The organism is Enterobacter sp. PL1 (assembly GCF_945957325.1).
Lineage (GTDB): Bacteria > Pseudomonadota > Gammaproteobacteria > Enterobacterales > Enterobacteriaceae > Enterobacter > Enterobacter roggenkampii.
The window spans coordinates 1-13,220 of sequence record NZ_CAMFKT010000011.1; the positions used below are offsets into that span (position 1 = coordinate 1).

General features: G+C 61.8%; 10 protein-coding genes. 4 read left to right on the forward strand and 6 right to left on the reverse strand.

Annotated elements, in window-relative coordinates; translation table 11 throughout:
- From N6P30_RS11730 to N6P30_RS11740, 3 genes are all read right to left on the reverse strand, one after another.
- Positions 1–374, reverse strand: a 374-nt coding sequence (locus N6P30_RS11730; protein WP_260629947.1) for a type IV secretion protein Rhs, incomplete at its 3' end; no start/stop codon positions are given.
- A gap of 153 nt (positions 375–527) precedes the next feature.
- Positions 528–1,169 (reverse strand): enterobactin synthase subunit EntD, encoded by a 642-nt coding sequence (gene entD, locus N6P30_RS11735; protein WP_023293069.1) that lies wholly within the window; start codon positions 1,167–1,169, stop codon positions 528–530.
- Positions 1,170–1,254: 85 nt separating this feature from the next.
- On the reverse strand, positions 1,255–3,504 hold the full coding sequence (locus tag N6P30_RS11740) for a TonB-dependent siderophore receptor (RefSeq protein ID WP_008500981.1): 2,250 nt from the start codon (positions 3,502–3,504) through the stop codon (positions 1,255–1,257).
- A 144-nt stretch (positions 3,505–3,648) separates the two neighbouring features.
- Here N6P30_RS11740 and fes point away from each other — a divergent pair, with 144 nt between their 5' ends.
- From fes to entF, 3 genes are read left to right on the forward strand one after another with little or no spacing between them, the layout of a single operon-like run.
- Positions 3,649–4,848 carry an enterochelin esterase gene (gene fes, locus N6P30_RS11745; protein WP_023293067.1) on the forward strand — a complete coding sequence of 400 codons (1,200 nt, stop codon included), beginning with the start codon at positions 3,649–3,651 and terminating at the stop codon, positions 4,846–4,848.
- 10 nt (positions 4,849–4,858) lie between these two features.
- Positions 4,859–5,071 carry an MbtH family protein gene (locus tag N6P30_RS11750; protein ID WP_021242619.1) on the forward strand — a complete coding sequence of 71 codons (213 nt, stop codon included), beginning with the start codon at positions 4,859–4,861 and terminating at the stop codon, positions 5,069–5,071.
- Positions 5,068–8,925 (forward strand): enterobactin non-ribosomal peptide synthetase EntF, encoded by a 3,858-nt coding sequence (gene entF, locus N6P30_RS11755; RefSeq protein WP_023293066.1) that lies wholly within the window; start codon positions 5,068–5,070, stop codon positions 8,923–8,925. The genes N6P30_RS11750 and entF overlap by 4 nt, the downstream gene beginning before the upstream one ends.
- A gap of 87 nt (positions 8,926–9,012) precedes the next feature.
- Here entF and fepC read toward each other — a convergent pair whose 3' ends face one another.
- Genes fepC through fepD form a run of 3 tightly spaced genes read right to left on the reverse strand, consistent with a single transcriptional unit; the run spans position 9,013 to position 11,797 of the window.
- Complete coding sequence (gene fepC, locus N6P30_RS11760; protein ID WP_023293065.1) at positions 9,013–9,807, reverse strand: iron-enterobactin ABC transporter ATP-binding protein; 795 nt, start codon at positions 9,805–9,807, stop codon at positions 9,013–9,015.
- Positions 9,804–10,793, reverse strand: a complete 990-nt coding sequence (gene fepG / locus N6P30_RS11765) for an iron-enterobactin ABC transporter permease (protein WP_072207209.1) — start codon at positions 10,791–10,793, stop codon at positions 9,804–9,806. Before fepG ends, fepC begins: the two co-directional genes overlap by 4 nt.
- Positions 10,793–11,797, reverse strand: a complete 1,005-nt coding sequence (fepD, locus tag N6P30_RS11770; protein ID WP_023293063.1) for a Fe(3+)-siderophore ABC transporter permease — start codon at positions 11,795–11,797, stop codon at positions 10,793–10,795. Before fepD ends, fepG begins: the two co-directional genes overlap by 1 nt.
- Before the next feature lie 108 nt (positions 11,798–11,905).
- On the opposite strand from fepD, the gene entS reads away from it, so the two are divergent.
- Positions 11,906–13,141: an enterobactin transporter EntS gene (gene entS, locus N6P30_RS11775; protein WP_023293062.1), complete on the forward strand. Its 1,236-nt coding sequence runs from the start codon at positions 11,906–11,908 to the stop codon at positions 13,139–13,141.
- Positions 13,142–13,220 lie beyond the last annotated feature (79 nt).

The window sequence follows — 13,220 nt, forward strand, 5'->3', positions numbered from 1 at the left end:
CCTAAACTATAAGTATAGTCAGCAATACCTGAAAATAATCCTCTGGTCCTGACAAACATCCCTTTTTGTGTTTGCCAGACGTGCATCATTTCATGCATAAATCTATGCTTCTTAACTAAGTCGTCCTCTAATGAGAAATCAGGTGAATAAGTTTCTTCTCTAAACCACATTTCACCATTGGGACTCATCGCTATATCGACAGGCTGGAGATTAAAAGGAAGATAACTTTCCCTGTGCACCCACACCAGATGATAATGGATACTGTAACCGTAAAGCGTCTTCGCGAGGGCTATCTCACCGATGGTGAGTTGTCGGATACCGCCTGGGTTAATCGGGGTTCCTGAGGTGGGAATAATGCGTTCATTTACCGGCATTATAAATCCATTGTAATAATATGGTTATTGAGTTTTTATCCTACTCCTGTCGAAATGGAAAAGAAGATTGATATATTCCTAAAAAACGATTTTTGCGTTGTGAGAAATAAATCAAATATGGACTGAAAGAAGATTTTCGAAACCTGATGAGCGTTACAGCAAAGTGATCGCGTGGTAGCCATGAAGCAGCCAGTGAAGTGTAAATAGAGTTCCTACTTTAAACTCAGCCTGTGGGTAGGTCAGCGCCAGCGTGAGTGTTTTCTCATTGAGTCTTGTTATGCGGGCACAGTCAAAACCCATGTAAATCTTCACCCGTGGGTAGAGCGCCTTAAACAGACTCTCTTTGGCGCTGAATGCAAGCGTCAACGCCAGCGCAAAGGGGTAGCCCGAGCGCGTCAGGCACATCGCTTCCTGTGCATTAATGATGCCGTCCTGGATTTCTCGGGCTTCTCGGTCAGGAAGAATGGCTTCGCAATCAATACCCACAAGCGCGTCTGGATAACGGACGGCAACCGCCATCGCCTGCGTGCCGCTGTGGGTGATGCTCCCTGAAACGCCTTCCGGCCAGAGCGGTTCACCGCTGGGGCCGATGCCGGGCACGGTGTGGTCAGGTAAGGCATGCGCGGCGGCGATGCGGCCTGCCAGATGCTCGGCTTTGCGTTTGCGCCCGGCGTTTGCAAGCTCAGCGTGGTGGGGGAGCCAGAGGAGATCGGCGTCGGTGAAGGTGGTTGGGTCGAAGGTGACGTGGTGTACGGTATGGCCGGCGAGAATGAACGTGCGGTGGGTGGTGTGCATGGTTTCCCCTCTATCAATAAATAGTCCGGCCTGATGCCCTCACCCAGCCCTCTCCCACAGGGAGAGGGCTGCGTTGTTGCCTTTATCAGAATCGCGTATTCACGCTCATATACCACGTACGGCCTGGCTCATTATAGGTATAAGCCCCCGCGCCGTACATATACGCGCCGGTGGTGGCGTTCCCGGTCGTCTGGGCATTACCCGCACGCCACTGGCGCTTGTCGAAGACGTTATCCACGCCGCCGGTCAGGCTGACGTTTTTGGTCATGTCCCAGGTCGCGCTCAGACCAACGATGCTGTACGGGCTGACCTCGTCTTTTTCAGACCCGGTCACAGGCTGACCTTTGTAGTTGTACTTCTTCGGCTGCTGCTTGCCGTACCAGGTAAAGGTCGACTGGAGCGACACGTCCTGATGAACCTGCCAGCTCAGGGTCGAGTTCAGCGTGTACTCCGGAATGATCGACAGACGGTCGCCGGTCTCCTTGTTCTTGCTCTGCAGCATGTAGGTGATGTTGTTGGTCCAGTTAATGGTGTCGCTGACCGGCACGTTCAGGGAGCCTTCCAGCCCTTCAACCACCGCTTTCGGTACGTTTTCCCACTGGTAGATATCCGTCTGCACTTTACCAGATGAGGTGTGGCCGATCGGCGCGTAGCCCGCTTCGATCTTGTTGCGGTAGTCGTTGCGGAACCAGGTCACGCCCGCCAGCCAGCCGTCGCGCTTCCACTCCAGACCAATCTCTTTGTTGATGCTGGTTTCGGCCTTAAGATCGTCGTTACCCATCATGTAGCAGCCCACGCCGTCGGAGCTGGCGTAGCAGCCCTGACCTTTGCTGTAGAGCAGGTAGTTCGGGTTGGTCTGATACAGGCTTGGCGCCTTATAGGCGCGGGCGATACCCATCTTCAGCGTGAAGTCATCCCCCAGACCCTGCGACAGGTTCAGGGACGGGCTCCAGTTGTTGCCGACGATGGTGTGGTGGTCGAAGCGCAGGGCAGGGGTCAGCATGGTGCTGTCGGTCAGCTCCATGTTGTTTTCGGCGAACAGGGAGAAAATCTCTGCCGACGTGTACGGGCTCCGATCGTTACTCATGCCCGGAATGGTGCCGCCCTGCAGGGTTTGCGTGAAGGAGGTGGAATCTTTCATGCGCTGCTGGTTCCACTCGGTACCCAGCGTCAGGTTCTGGTTAACGAGGAAATCAATCGGCAGGTTGATTTCGCTGTGCAGCATCACGTCGGCCAGATCGGTGTCGGTGAATTTATTGCTGTTGAACAAGCCTTCCGTACCGCCCGCCAGCCCTTCACCCAGACGGGAGTTGCGGGTGTGCTCGTACTGCGCCCAGTTGCTGGTGGTAATGCCGTTATCCCAGCCGCCGTTCCAGGTCACCGCGAAGTTCTGGCGATAGATACGGTTGGTCTCTTTGCCGTAGTTCTTTTTCACCAGGCCGCTGGAGCTATTGTCGTTGTTGGTGTTCTGGGTATCACCGGCGTAGAGGTTGTTCTGGCGGCTGTAGCCCGCCTCAAATTCCAGAGACTGCATCGGCGCAAAGTCCCAGCGCACCACGCCGTTGATGTCTTTATTTTCTACACCCTCGCGGCCCGCGGGCAGCGTGTCGGCGTAGGCACCGGTACGGTCAGACTGGTGACCCTGGTTGATGTCCCACGCGTCGGCCTGGGTTTTGTCCAGGTTACCGAACATGCGGAAGCTGAAGTCGCCGCCCAGCGGGCCGCTCAGGCTGAAGTTGGTGCGTTTGGTGGAACCTTCATCCTTGTGCTCAGGCGCATTCAGGTAGGTGTTCCAGGAGCCGTGCCATTGGTCGTCGAATTTTTTGGTGATGATGTTCACCACGCCGCCTGCCGCGCCGTTGCCGTAGCGCGCGGCGGCCGGACCGCGGATCACTTCGATGCGCTCGATCATCTCCGGCGGCACCCAGCCGGTATCGCCGCGGGTGTCACGCTCGCCGCGCCAGCCCAGACGGATGGAGTTACGGCTGGTCACCGGCTTGCCGTCGATCAGGATCAGGGTGTTTTCTGGCCCCATGCCGCGGATATCAATCTGACGGTTATTCCCGCGCTGGCCGCTGGTGGAGTTACCGGTCAGGTTAACGCCCGGCATGGTACGAATGATTTCCGCCACGTCGCGCGCGGGCGGGTTTTTGCGGATCTCATCGGCGGTGATGGTCGATACCCCCGGCGCCTGCAGATTCTGCTCGGCGGCGGTGATCACCATCGTATCTTCGTGCTGCGCAGAGGCGGTGTTGTCGTCTGCCAGAGCAGGCAGCGCGACGCCATAAATCCCTAAATTGACCAGCAAGGCCAGAGAGTGAATCTTCTTATTCATTGTACGTCCTGCTTTTGTGGTTGTTTTATGAGCGCTTCCCACAGCGCGGGCACTACGCTATTGCAAATGCAAATAGTTATCAATAATATTATCAATAAAATTTGCTCTGAAACAAAAAAGACTGTTAAACATGAGGTTATAAGGGTGACGGCGTTAACAACGGGAAGTGAAGCGTGGTGGCAGTCGAAAAACGGGCCTGAATGGACGCCGGAAAAGGGAAACTATCGCGTCACGTTCTGGTGGCGTGACCCGGCAGGAACGCAAAGAACGTCACCGATCAAACGCGTCTGGCTCTACGTCACCGGCGTGACCGATCACCATCAAAATGCCCGCCCGCAGTCCCTCGAACGCATTCCCGATACCGACGTCTGGCAGTGGCAGGGCGAGTTCAGCCCCGAGTGGCGCGGAAGCTACTGTTTTATCCCTTCCGTGAATGAAAACGATTTTGCCAGCGTCGTGTTTGAAGGTGAGCAGCCGGAGCGCATGGCGCTGCGCGAAGGGTGGCGCAAGCTGCTGCCGCATGCGGTTTCTGACCCGCTGAACCCGCAGAGCTGGCGCGGCGGGCGCGGCCATGCCGTCTCCGCGCTGGAGATGCCGCAAGCACCGGTTCAGCCGGGGTGGAATCATCCCGATACGCCGTATCAGCCGCCAGTCTGCATTGAGTGGGAAAGCGTGCGCCTGAAAAATCGCCGTCGCGTCTGGATTTTCACTACCGGGGGCGACGACCCGGAACGTCCGCTGGCGGTGCTGCTTGACGGGCAGTTCTGGGCCGAAAGTATGCCGGTCTGGCCTGCGCTGGCGTCGCTCACCAGCGAGCGCAAACTGCCGCCTGCGGTCTACGTCTTAATCGATGTTATCGACATGGAGCATCGCAACCGCGAGCTGCCGTGCAATTCCGATTTCTGGCTGGCGGTGCAGGAAGAACTTCTCCCCCTTGTTAAAAAACGCGTGCCGTTTAGCGACCGCGCCGACCGTACGGTGGTCGCAGGGCAAAGCTTTGGCGGTCTCTCTTCCCTTTATGCCGCACTGCACTGGCCGCAGCGTTTTGGCTGCGTGCTTAGCCAGTCCGGCTCCTACTGGTGGCCGCACCGCGGCGGCCAGCAGGACGGGCTGTTAATCGAACAACTTAAAGCCGGCGAAATATCCCCTCGCGGGTTACGCATCCTTCTTGAGGCCGGGCGCAACGAGCCGCTCATCTTCCGCGCGAATCAGGCGATTTATGCCGAACTGCACACACACCAACCGGTTATCTGGCGTCAGGTTGACGGCGGACACGATGCGCTTTGCTGGCGCGGTGGGCTGACGCAGGGGCTTATCACCCTCTGGCAGCCGCTTATTCACTAACGGAGTCTGTATGGAATTCAGCAATCCTTTCGATAATCCGCAGGGACAGTTCGCCATTTTGCAAAACGACCAGGGGCAGTACAGCCTGTGGCCACAGCAGTGCGAACTGCCGGCAGGGTGGGGCGTGGTGTGCGAAGCACAGTCTCAGGAGGCGTGCCAGCAGTGGCTGGCGGAACGCTGGCAGACGCTTGAGCCGTCTTATTTCGCGGGGGAGAACGCATGAACCGTCTTCCTCTCGTCGCCGCCCAGCCGGGGATCTGGATGGCGGAACAGCTGTCCACGCTGCCAAACGCCTGGAGCGTGGCGCACTACACCGAGCTGAAAGGCGACATTGACGCGCCGCTGCTGGCAAAAGCCATTGCCGCGGGCATGATGCAGGCCGATACCCTGCGCATGCGCTTTGCGGAAGACAACGGTGAGGCGTGGCAGTGGGTGGATGACACCTTCATTCTGCCGGAACCGTCCATCGTTCGCGTTGATTCCCACGCCGCCGCCGTGGCGCTGATGGACGCCGATCTTAACCAGAACCTGCGCGTCGACACCGGTCAGCCGCTCGCTTTCCATCAGCTGATTCAGGTCGGTGAAAAACACTGGTACTGGTATCAACGCTATCACCATCTGGTGGTGGATGGCTTCAGCTTCCCGGCCATAACCCGCCAGATCGCCGCGATTTATGCCGCGTGGAAAAAGGGCGAACCCACGCCGGAATCCCCGTTTACGCCATTCGCAGAGGTGGTGGACGAGTATCAGCGCTATCGCGACAGCGAGGCGTACCGGCGCGACGGCGCCTTCTGGGCCGGGCAGCGCAAAGAGCTGCCTTCTCCGGTCTCGCTCTCCTCCGCGCCGCTGCCGGGCCGCGCCGCCACGACCGACATTCTGCGTCTGAAAATTACCGCCGACGGCCGCGCTTTCAGCAAGCTTGCACAGGCGGCAGGGCAGGTACAGCGCACCGACCTGGCGCTTGCGCTGGTGGCGCTGTGGCTGGGGCGCCTCACCGGACGGCTGGACTACGCCGCCGGGTTTATCTTTATGCGCCGGATGGGATCCGCGGCGCTCACCGCGACCGGGCCGGTGCTTAACGTCCTGCCGCTGGCGGTCAATATCGATCCCCAGGAGAGCCTGCCCTCGCTGGCGCTGCGCCTGGCGAACCAGCTGAAAAAAATGCGCCGCCACCAGCGCTACGACGCCGAGCAGATCGTGCGCGACAGCGGACGTGCCGCAGGCGATGAAGCGCTGTTTGGTCCGGTGCTGAACGTTAAAGTGTTCGACTACCAGCTGGATATCGACGGCGTGGAGGCCATTACCCACACGCTGGCGACCGGCCCGGTGAACGATCTTGAGCTGGCGCTGTTCCCGGACGAGCAGGGCGGGCTGAGCATGGAGATCCTCGCCAATAAGCAGCGCTACGACGAGGCGACGCTGACGCGTCACGTGGCGCGCCTGAACGCGATGCTGGTGCAGTTTGCGGCCAATCCTGACCTGCGCTGCGGCGAGGTGGAAACCGTTTCAGAGCAGGAATACGCAAAGCTCACGCGCATCAACGATACCGGGCTGGCGCTGCCGTCCACCACGCTCGCGGATCTGGTGGCGGAACAGGCGAGCAGAACGCCGGACGCCCCCGCGCTGGCGGATGCCCATACTGAACTGAACTACCGCCAGATGCGCGAGCAGGTGGTCGCGCTGGCAAACCTGCTGCGCGCGCGCGGCGTGAAGCCGGGCGACAGCGTGGCGGTGGCCCTGCCGCGCTCGGTATTCCTGACGTTAGCCTTGCACGGCATTGTGGAGGCGGGCGCCGCGTGGCTGCCGCTCGACACCGGCTACCCGGACGATCGCCTGCGGATGATGCTCGAGGACGCGAAGCCGTCCCTGCTCATTACCACCGACGAACAGCTTCCGCGCTTTAGCGATCTGTCCGTCGAGACGTTTAGTTACAACACGCTTTTACCGGCCACCGATGCTGAACCGCTGCGTCTGGCAAAGCCGGAGCAGACGGCGTACATCATCTTTACCTCCGGTTCGACCGGGCGTCCAAAAGGGGTCATGGTCGGCCATACCGCCATCGTTAACCGCCTGAAGTGGATGCAGGACCATTATCCGCTGGGCGCGAACGATGTGGTGGCGCAGAAAACGCCGTGCAGCTTTGACGTGTCGGTGTGGGAGTTCTGGTGGCCGTTTATCGCCGGGGCGAAGCTGGTGATGGCGGAGCCGGACGCGCACCGCGACCCGCAGGCAATGCAGAGCTTCTTCGCGCACTACGGCGTGACCACTACCCACTTCGTGCCGTCGATGCTGGCGGCGTTTGTTGCCTCGCTGACGCCGGAAAACGTCGGGTGCTGCAACACGCTTAAGCAGGTGTTCTGCAGCGGCGAAGCGCTGCCGACCGCGCTGTGCCGCGAGTGGGAACAGCTGACGCACGTGCCGCTGCATAACCTCTATGGCCCGACGGAAGCGGCGGTGGACGTCAGCTGGTATCCGGCGTTTGGGCCCGAGCTGGCGGCGGTGGAAGGCAACAGCGTGCCGATCGGTTTCCCGGTGTGGAACACGGGGCTGCGCATTCTGGATGCGATGATGCGCCCGGTACCGTTCGGCGTGGCGGGGGATCTCTACCTCACCGGCATCCAGCTGGCGCAGGGATATCTGGGACGCCCCGATCTCACCGCCAGCCGCTTTATCGCCGACCCGTTCGCTGCGGGCGAGCGCATGTACCGCACCGGTGACGTTGCCCGCTGGCTGGATAACGGCGCGGTGGAATATCTGGGCCGCAGCGATGACCAGCTCAAAATCCGCGGCCAGCGCATCGAGCTGGGTGAAATCGACCGGGCGATGCTGTCGCTGCCGGACGTGGCCCAGGCCGTGGCGCACGCCTGCGTGTTCAACCAGGCGGCGGCGACGGGCGGCGATGCCCGCCAGCTGGTGGGGTACGTGGTTTCTGAATCTGGCTTACCGCTGGACCGCGACGCGCTGCTGGACTCGCTCAAAACCCAGTTGCCGCCGCATATGGTGCCGGTGGTGGTGCTGCAAATCAGCGCGCTGCCGCTGAGCGCCAACGGCAAGCTCGACCGCAAGGCGCTGCCGCTGCCGGAACTGACCGGTAAAACCTCCGGTCGCGCGCCGGAAAGCGAAACTGAAATCGCCGTGGCGCAGGCGTTTGCCGCGCTGCTGGGCTGTGAGATCAGCGACATTGAGGCGGATTTCTTCGCCCTCGGCGGCCACTCGCTGCTGGCGATGCGCCTCGCGGCGCAGCTCAGCCGCGCGTTCAACCGCAAGGTCACGCCGGGGCAAATTATGGTCGCCTCCACGGTGAGTAAGCTTAGCGCGCTGCTGGACTCGCAAATGAGCGACGAGCAGGCGCAGCGTCTGGGGTTTGAAACGCTTCTGCCGCTGCGTGAGGGCGACGGCCCGACGCTGTTCTGCTTCCATCCGGCGTCCGGCTTTGCCTGGCAGTTTAGCGTCCTGGCGCGCTACCTCAGCCCGCGCTGGTCAATCGTCGGCATTCAGTCGCCGCGGCCAAACGGCCCGATGCAGCAGTGCGCGGATCTCGATGGAGCGATCGATCATCACCTGAAAACGTTGCGTAAGCAGCAGCCGCAGGGGCCGTATTACCTGTTCGGCTATTCCCTCGGCGGCACGCTGGCGCAGGGCATTGCGGCCCGCCTGCGCGAGCAGGGTGAAGCGGTGGCGTTCCTCGGCCTGCTGGATACCTGGCCGCCGGAAACCCAGAACTGGGCGGAAAAAGAGGCCAACGGCCTCGACCCGGCGGTGCTGGCGGAGATCGAGCGCGAGCGGCAGGCGTTTATCGCCGCCCAGCAGGGACAGGGCTCCAGCGAGCTGTTTAACGCTATCGAAGACAACTACGCCGATGCGGTGCGGCTGCTCACCACGGCGCACAGTTCGCGCTTTGACGGTAAAGCAACGCTGTTTGTTGCCGAACGTACCCGAACGATGGATCCGCATACGGCCTGGGCGCCGTGGGTGGGCGAGCTGGAGGTCTACAGCCAGGACTGCGCCCACGTGGATATCATTTCACCGCAGGCGTTTGAGAAAATTGGGCCAGTGTTGAGGAATATTTTGGGGTAACGTCAAAAGCGCCGGGTGGCGGCTACGCCTTACCCGGCCTACGGGAGCCGAGTGTAGGCCGGGTCAGGCGTAGCCGCCACCCGGCAATTACCGCCGACCTAACGGCACCACCAGCGGCGTTCCCGCCACCGGATCGTCAATAATCATGCAGCGCATACCGTAGATCCGCGCGATCAGCTCCGGTGTGACAATCTCTTTCGGCGCACCCTGCGCAACAATCTCCCCGTCGCGCAAGGCAATCAGGTGCGTGGCGTAACGGCACGCCTGGTTTAAATCGTGCAGCACCGCCGCCAGAGTATAGCCCTGCGTGCGGTTCAGCTCGCTCAGCAGCTCCAGCAGATCAATCTGGTGGCTGATGTCCAGCCAGGTTGTCGGCTCGTCCAGCAGCATGATCGACGTTTCCTGCGCCAGCACCATCGCAATCCACGCCCGCTGACGCTGGCCGCCGGAGAGGGTGTCCACGCTCTGCTGGGCGAGATCGGTAATGCCCGTCGCCCGCATCGCGCGGTTCACCGCTTCGTCATCTTCCTTGCGCCAGCGGGTAAACAGCGGCTGGTGCGGATAGCGCCCGCGCGAGACCAGCTCCTGCACCGTGATGTCCCCCGGCGTGGTAGCGTTTTGCGCCAGCAGCCCGATGCGCCTGGCCACCTCTTTGCTGGCGAAGCGCTGGATCTGCTCCCCGTCCAGGAAGACACTCCCCTCCACCGGCGTCATCAGGCGGCTCAGCGTGCGCAGCAGGGTCGATTTTCCGCAGCCGTTCGGGCCGATAATCGCCGTGAAGTGGCCGTCCGGAATGGCAACGGTTAAGTCTCGGGCAACGATTTTTTTGCCGTAGCCAAGGGTGAGATTTTCGCCGCGCAAGCGGGTGATTGAATCTGTCATTTCTTGCGTGACTCCTGAACGAGCAAGACGATAAGGTAAATGCCGCCGAGGCTGACGGTCACCACGCCCACCGGAAGCTGGTAAGGCATAAACAGCCGCTGGGCGCAGAGATCGGCGGCCAGTAGCAGCAGCGCGCCGCACAGCGCCGCCTGGGTTAATCCCCAGCGCGCCGTCCCGCTTAGACGTCGTGCGATATGCGGCGCGACAAGGGCGATAAACGAGATCGGCCCGGCGATGGCGGTGGAGGCGGCGGTCAGCAATACCGCCACCAGCATCAGCATCAGGCGCGAGCGCTCGACGCTCACGCCCAGCGCGCAGGCGCTGTCGTCGCCCATCTCCAGCAGCCGCATGCGTCGCACCAGCAGCAGCGCGCCGATAAACATCAGCACAATCAGCGGCGCGGCGGGCCAGGTTTTGCCCCACGTCAGGCCGTTGAGAGAACCTGCGTACCACAGCCCGGCGGAAAGCGCCGTTTCCAGCGAGGCCTGCAGCAGCAGCCAGGTATTAAAGGCCATCAGCATCGCACGGATGCCGATACCGATAATGATCAGCCGGAAGGTGTCGATGCCGTTGCGCCAGGCCAACAGCCAGATAACCAGCGACGTCAGAATGCCGCCCGCCATCGCCGTGAAGGTAATGGCCGTCAGGTGCTGGCCGAACAGCACCATCGCCACCAGCACGCCGCTCCAGGCCCCGGTATTGAGGCCCATCACGTCCGGGCTGCCGAGCGGGTTGCGCATCAGCGACTGGAATATCGCGCCGCTGACGCCGAGCGCCGCGCCGACCAGGATTGCCATCGCCACGCGCGGCAGCCGCCATTCGGTGACCACCATGGTGATGTTACGCGGCGCGCTGCCGAGCAGGGCGTCAAACACCTGGGTGAAATCAAGCGTCACCGCGCCGCTGCGCAGGCTCCACGTTGCCAGCAGCAGAATGGCGATAACCAGCAGGGAGACGCAGGCGACTAAACGCCGGGAGGGAGCCATCATGCGCCACCTCCGCGTCTGCGTCGTACCAGGAAGATCAGCACCGGCGCACCGATAAAGGCGCTGACCACCGAGACGCGCAGCTCGCCCGGCACCAGCAGGCGGCCCAGCACGTCGGCAAACAGCAGCAGGGCAGGGGTTGCCAGCAGCGTGACCGGCAGGGACCAGCGGTGATCCGCCCCCACCAGCCAGCGCGCCATATGGGGCATCATCAGGCCGATAAAGGCAATCGGGCCAACCACGGCGGTCGCGCTGCCGCACAGGACGGTGATGGTAAGCAGGCCAATCAGCTGCGTGCGCGCGACGCGGTTGCCGAGCGCGGTGGCGGTGTCGCTGCCGAGGCTCAGGCTGTTCAGCGCCCGGCTTAACGACAGCGCTACGGCGGCGGCAATCATCACCGGGATCGCCACCACTTTCAGCGTTTCAAGAGTGCGGATATCCAGCGAACCGGCCTGCCAGAAGCGCAGCTGGTCGTAAACGTCCGGGTTGAGCAGGGCGATGCCGTTGGACAAGCCTTCCAGCACCGCGGCAAGCGCCACGCCCGCCAGCGTCAGGCGTACCGGGCTCAGCTGTCCGCCGCCCTGGCTGCCGGTAAACGCCACTAGCAGCGAGGCGGCCAGCGCGCCGCAGAAGGCCATTACCAACTGCTCAGACGGAGAGGTGAAGCCGAACAGCGCCGCGCCCAGCACGATGGCAAAGCTGGCGCCAGAGTTAACGCCGAGAATGCCGGGGTCCGCCAGCGGGTTGCGGGTGAGGGTTTGCATCAGGGCACCGGCAAGACCGAGCGCGCCGCCGGCCAGCAGTCCAGCAAGGGTGCGGGGCAGGCGGGCGTCGAGCACGATAGTGCAGTCAGCGCTCTGACAGGTGCCGGAGAACGCATCGACAATAACGGACGCAGGCAGCGGCCTGGCGCCAACCAGCAGGCTGAGTGCAATCGCGAGGCTCAATAGCAGCAATAAAACGGGCACGGCAACGGCGCGCACCGAAGATGAGGAAAACGACATAGCAACATCCATGATTTGATAATGATAGTGATTATCGTTATCTATCTTATTTGGCTATGTTAGCATGTGCGCCCATGGAATGGGTAGAATTACACTCAAGGCTTTGTCATGAATCAAAAATCCTGGCTGCTCAACCTCAGCCTGCTTAAAACGCACCCGGCGTATCGCGCCGTGTTTATTGCCCGCTTTATCTCCATTTTATCCCTCGGCCTGCTCGGCGTGGCCGTGCCGGTACAAATCCAGACGATGACCCACTCCAGCTGGCTGGTGGGGTTATCGGTGACGTTAACCGGCGGGGCGATGTTTATCGGCCTGATGGTCGGCGGCGTGCTGGCGGACCGCTACGAGCGTAAAAAGCTGATCCTGCTGGCACGCGGCACCTGCGGCGTGGGTTTTATCGGGCTGTGTCTGAACGCCATGCTGCCGGAGCCGTCGCTGATGGCCATATATGCCCTCGGGCTGTGGGACGGCTTTTTTGCCTCCTTAGGCGTGACGGCGCTGCTGGCGGCGACGCCCGCGCTGGTCGGGCGCGAGAACCTGATGCAGGCGGGGGCGATCACCATGCTCACCGTGCGCCTCGGCTCGGTGATTTCGCCGATGGTGGGCGGCCTGCTGCTGGCAACCGGCAACGTGGCGTGGAACTACGGCCTGGCCGCGGCGGGGACCTTTATCACCACGCTGACGCTGCTGCGCCTGCCGCTGCTGCCACCTCCGCCGCAGCCGCGCGAGCATCCGCTGAAGTCCCTGATGGCCGCGATTCGTTTCCTGTTCAGCAACCCGCTGATTGGCGGGATTGCGCTGCTCGGCGGCCTGCTGACGATGGCGAGCGCGGTGCGCGTGCTCTACCCGGCGCTGGCGGGCGAGTGGCAGATGAGCGCCTCGGAAATAGGCATTCTCTACGCCGCCATTCCGCTCGGTGCGGCCTGCGGGGCGCTCACCAGCGGCAACCTGGCGCAGAGCGCGCGGCCGGGGTTGATTATGCTGCTTGCCACGCTGGCCTCGTTTATCGCCATTGGCTTCTTCAGCCTGATGCCGGTCTGGGTGCTGGGGGTGATGTGTCTGGTGATCTTCGGCTGGCTGAGCGCCATCAGCTCGCTGCTGCAGTACACCCTGATCCAGACCCAGACGCCGGAAGGAATGCTCGGGCGCATTAACGGCCTGTGGACCGCGCAGAACGTCACGGGCGATGCCATTGGCGCGGCGATCCTCGGCGGGCTGGGGGCAATAATGACCCCGGCGGCGTCCGCGAGCAGCAGCGGGTTTGTGTTAGCAATGGTTGGTGTGATCTTATTGGTGGCGCTGGTGGAATTGCGCCGGTTCAGGCAGGAGAGTGCCCCTGTGTGATTTGCCGGGTGGCGGCTGCGCCTTACCCGGCCTACATTTTGCACCCGTAGGCCCGGTAAGCAAAGCGCCACCGGGCGCA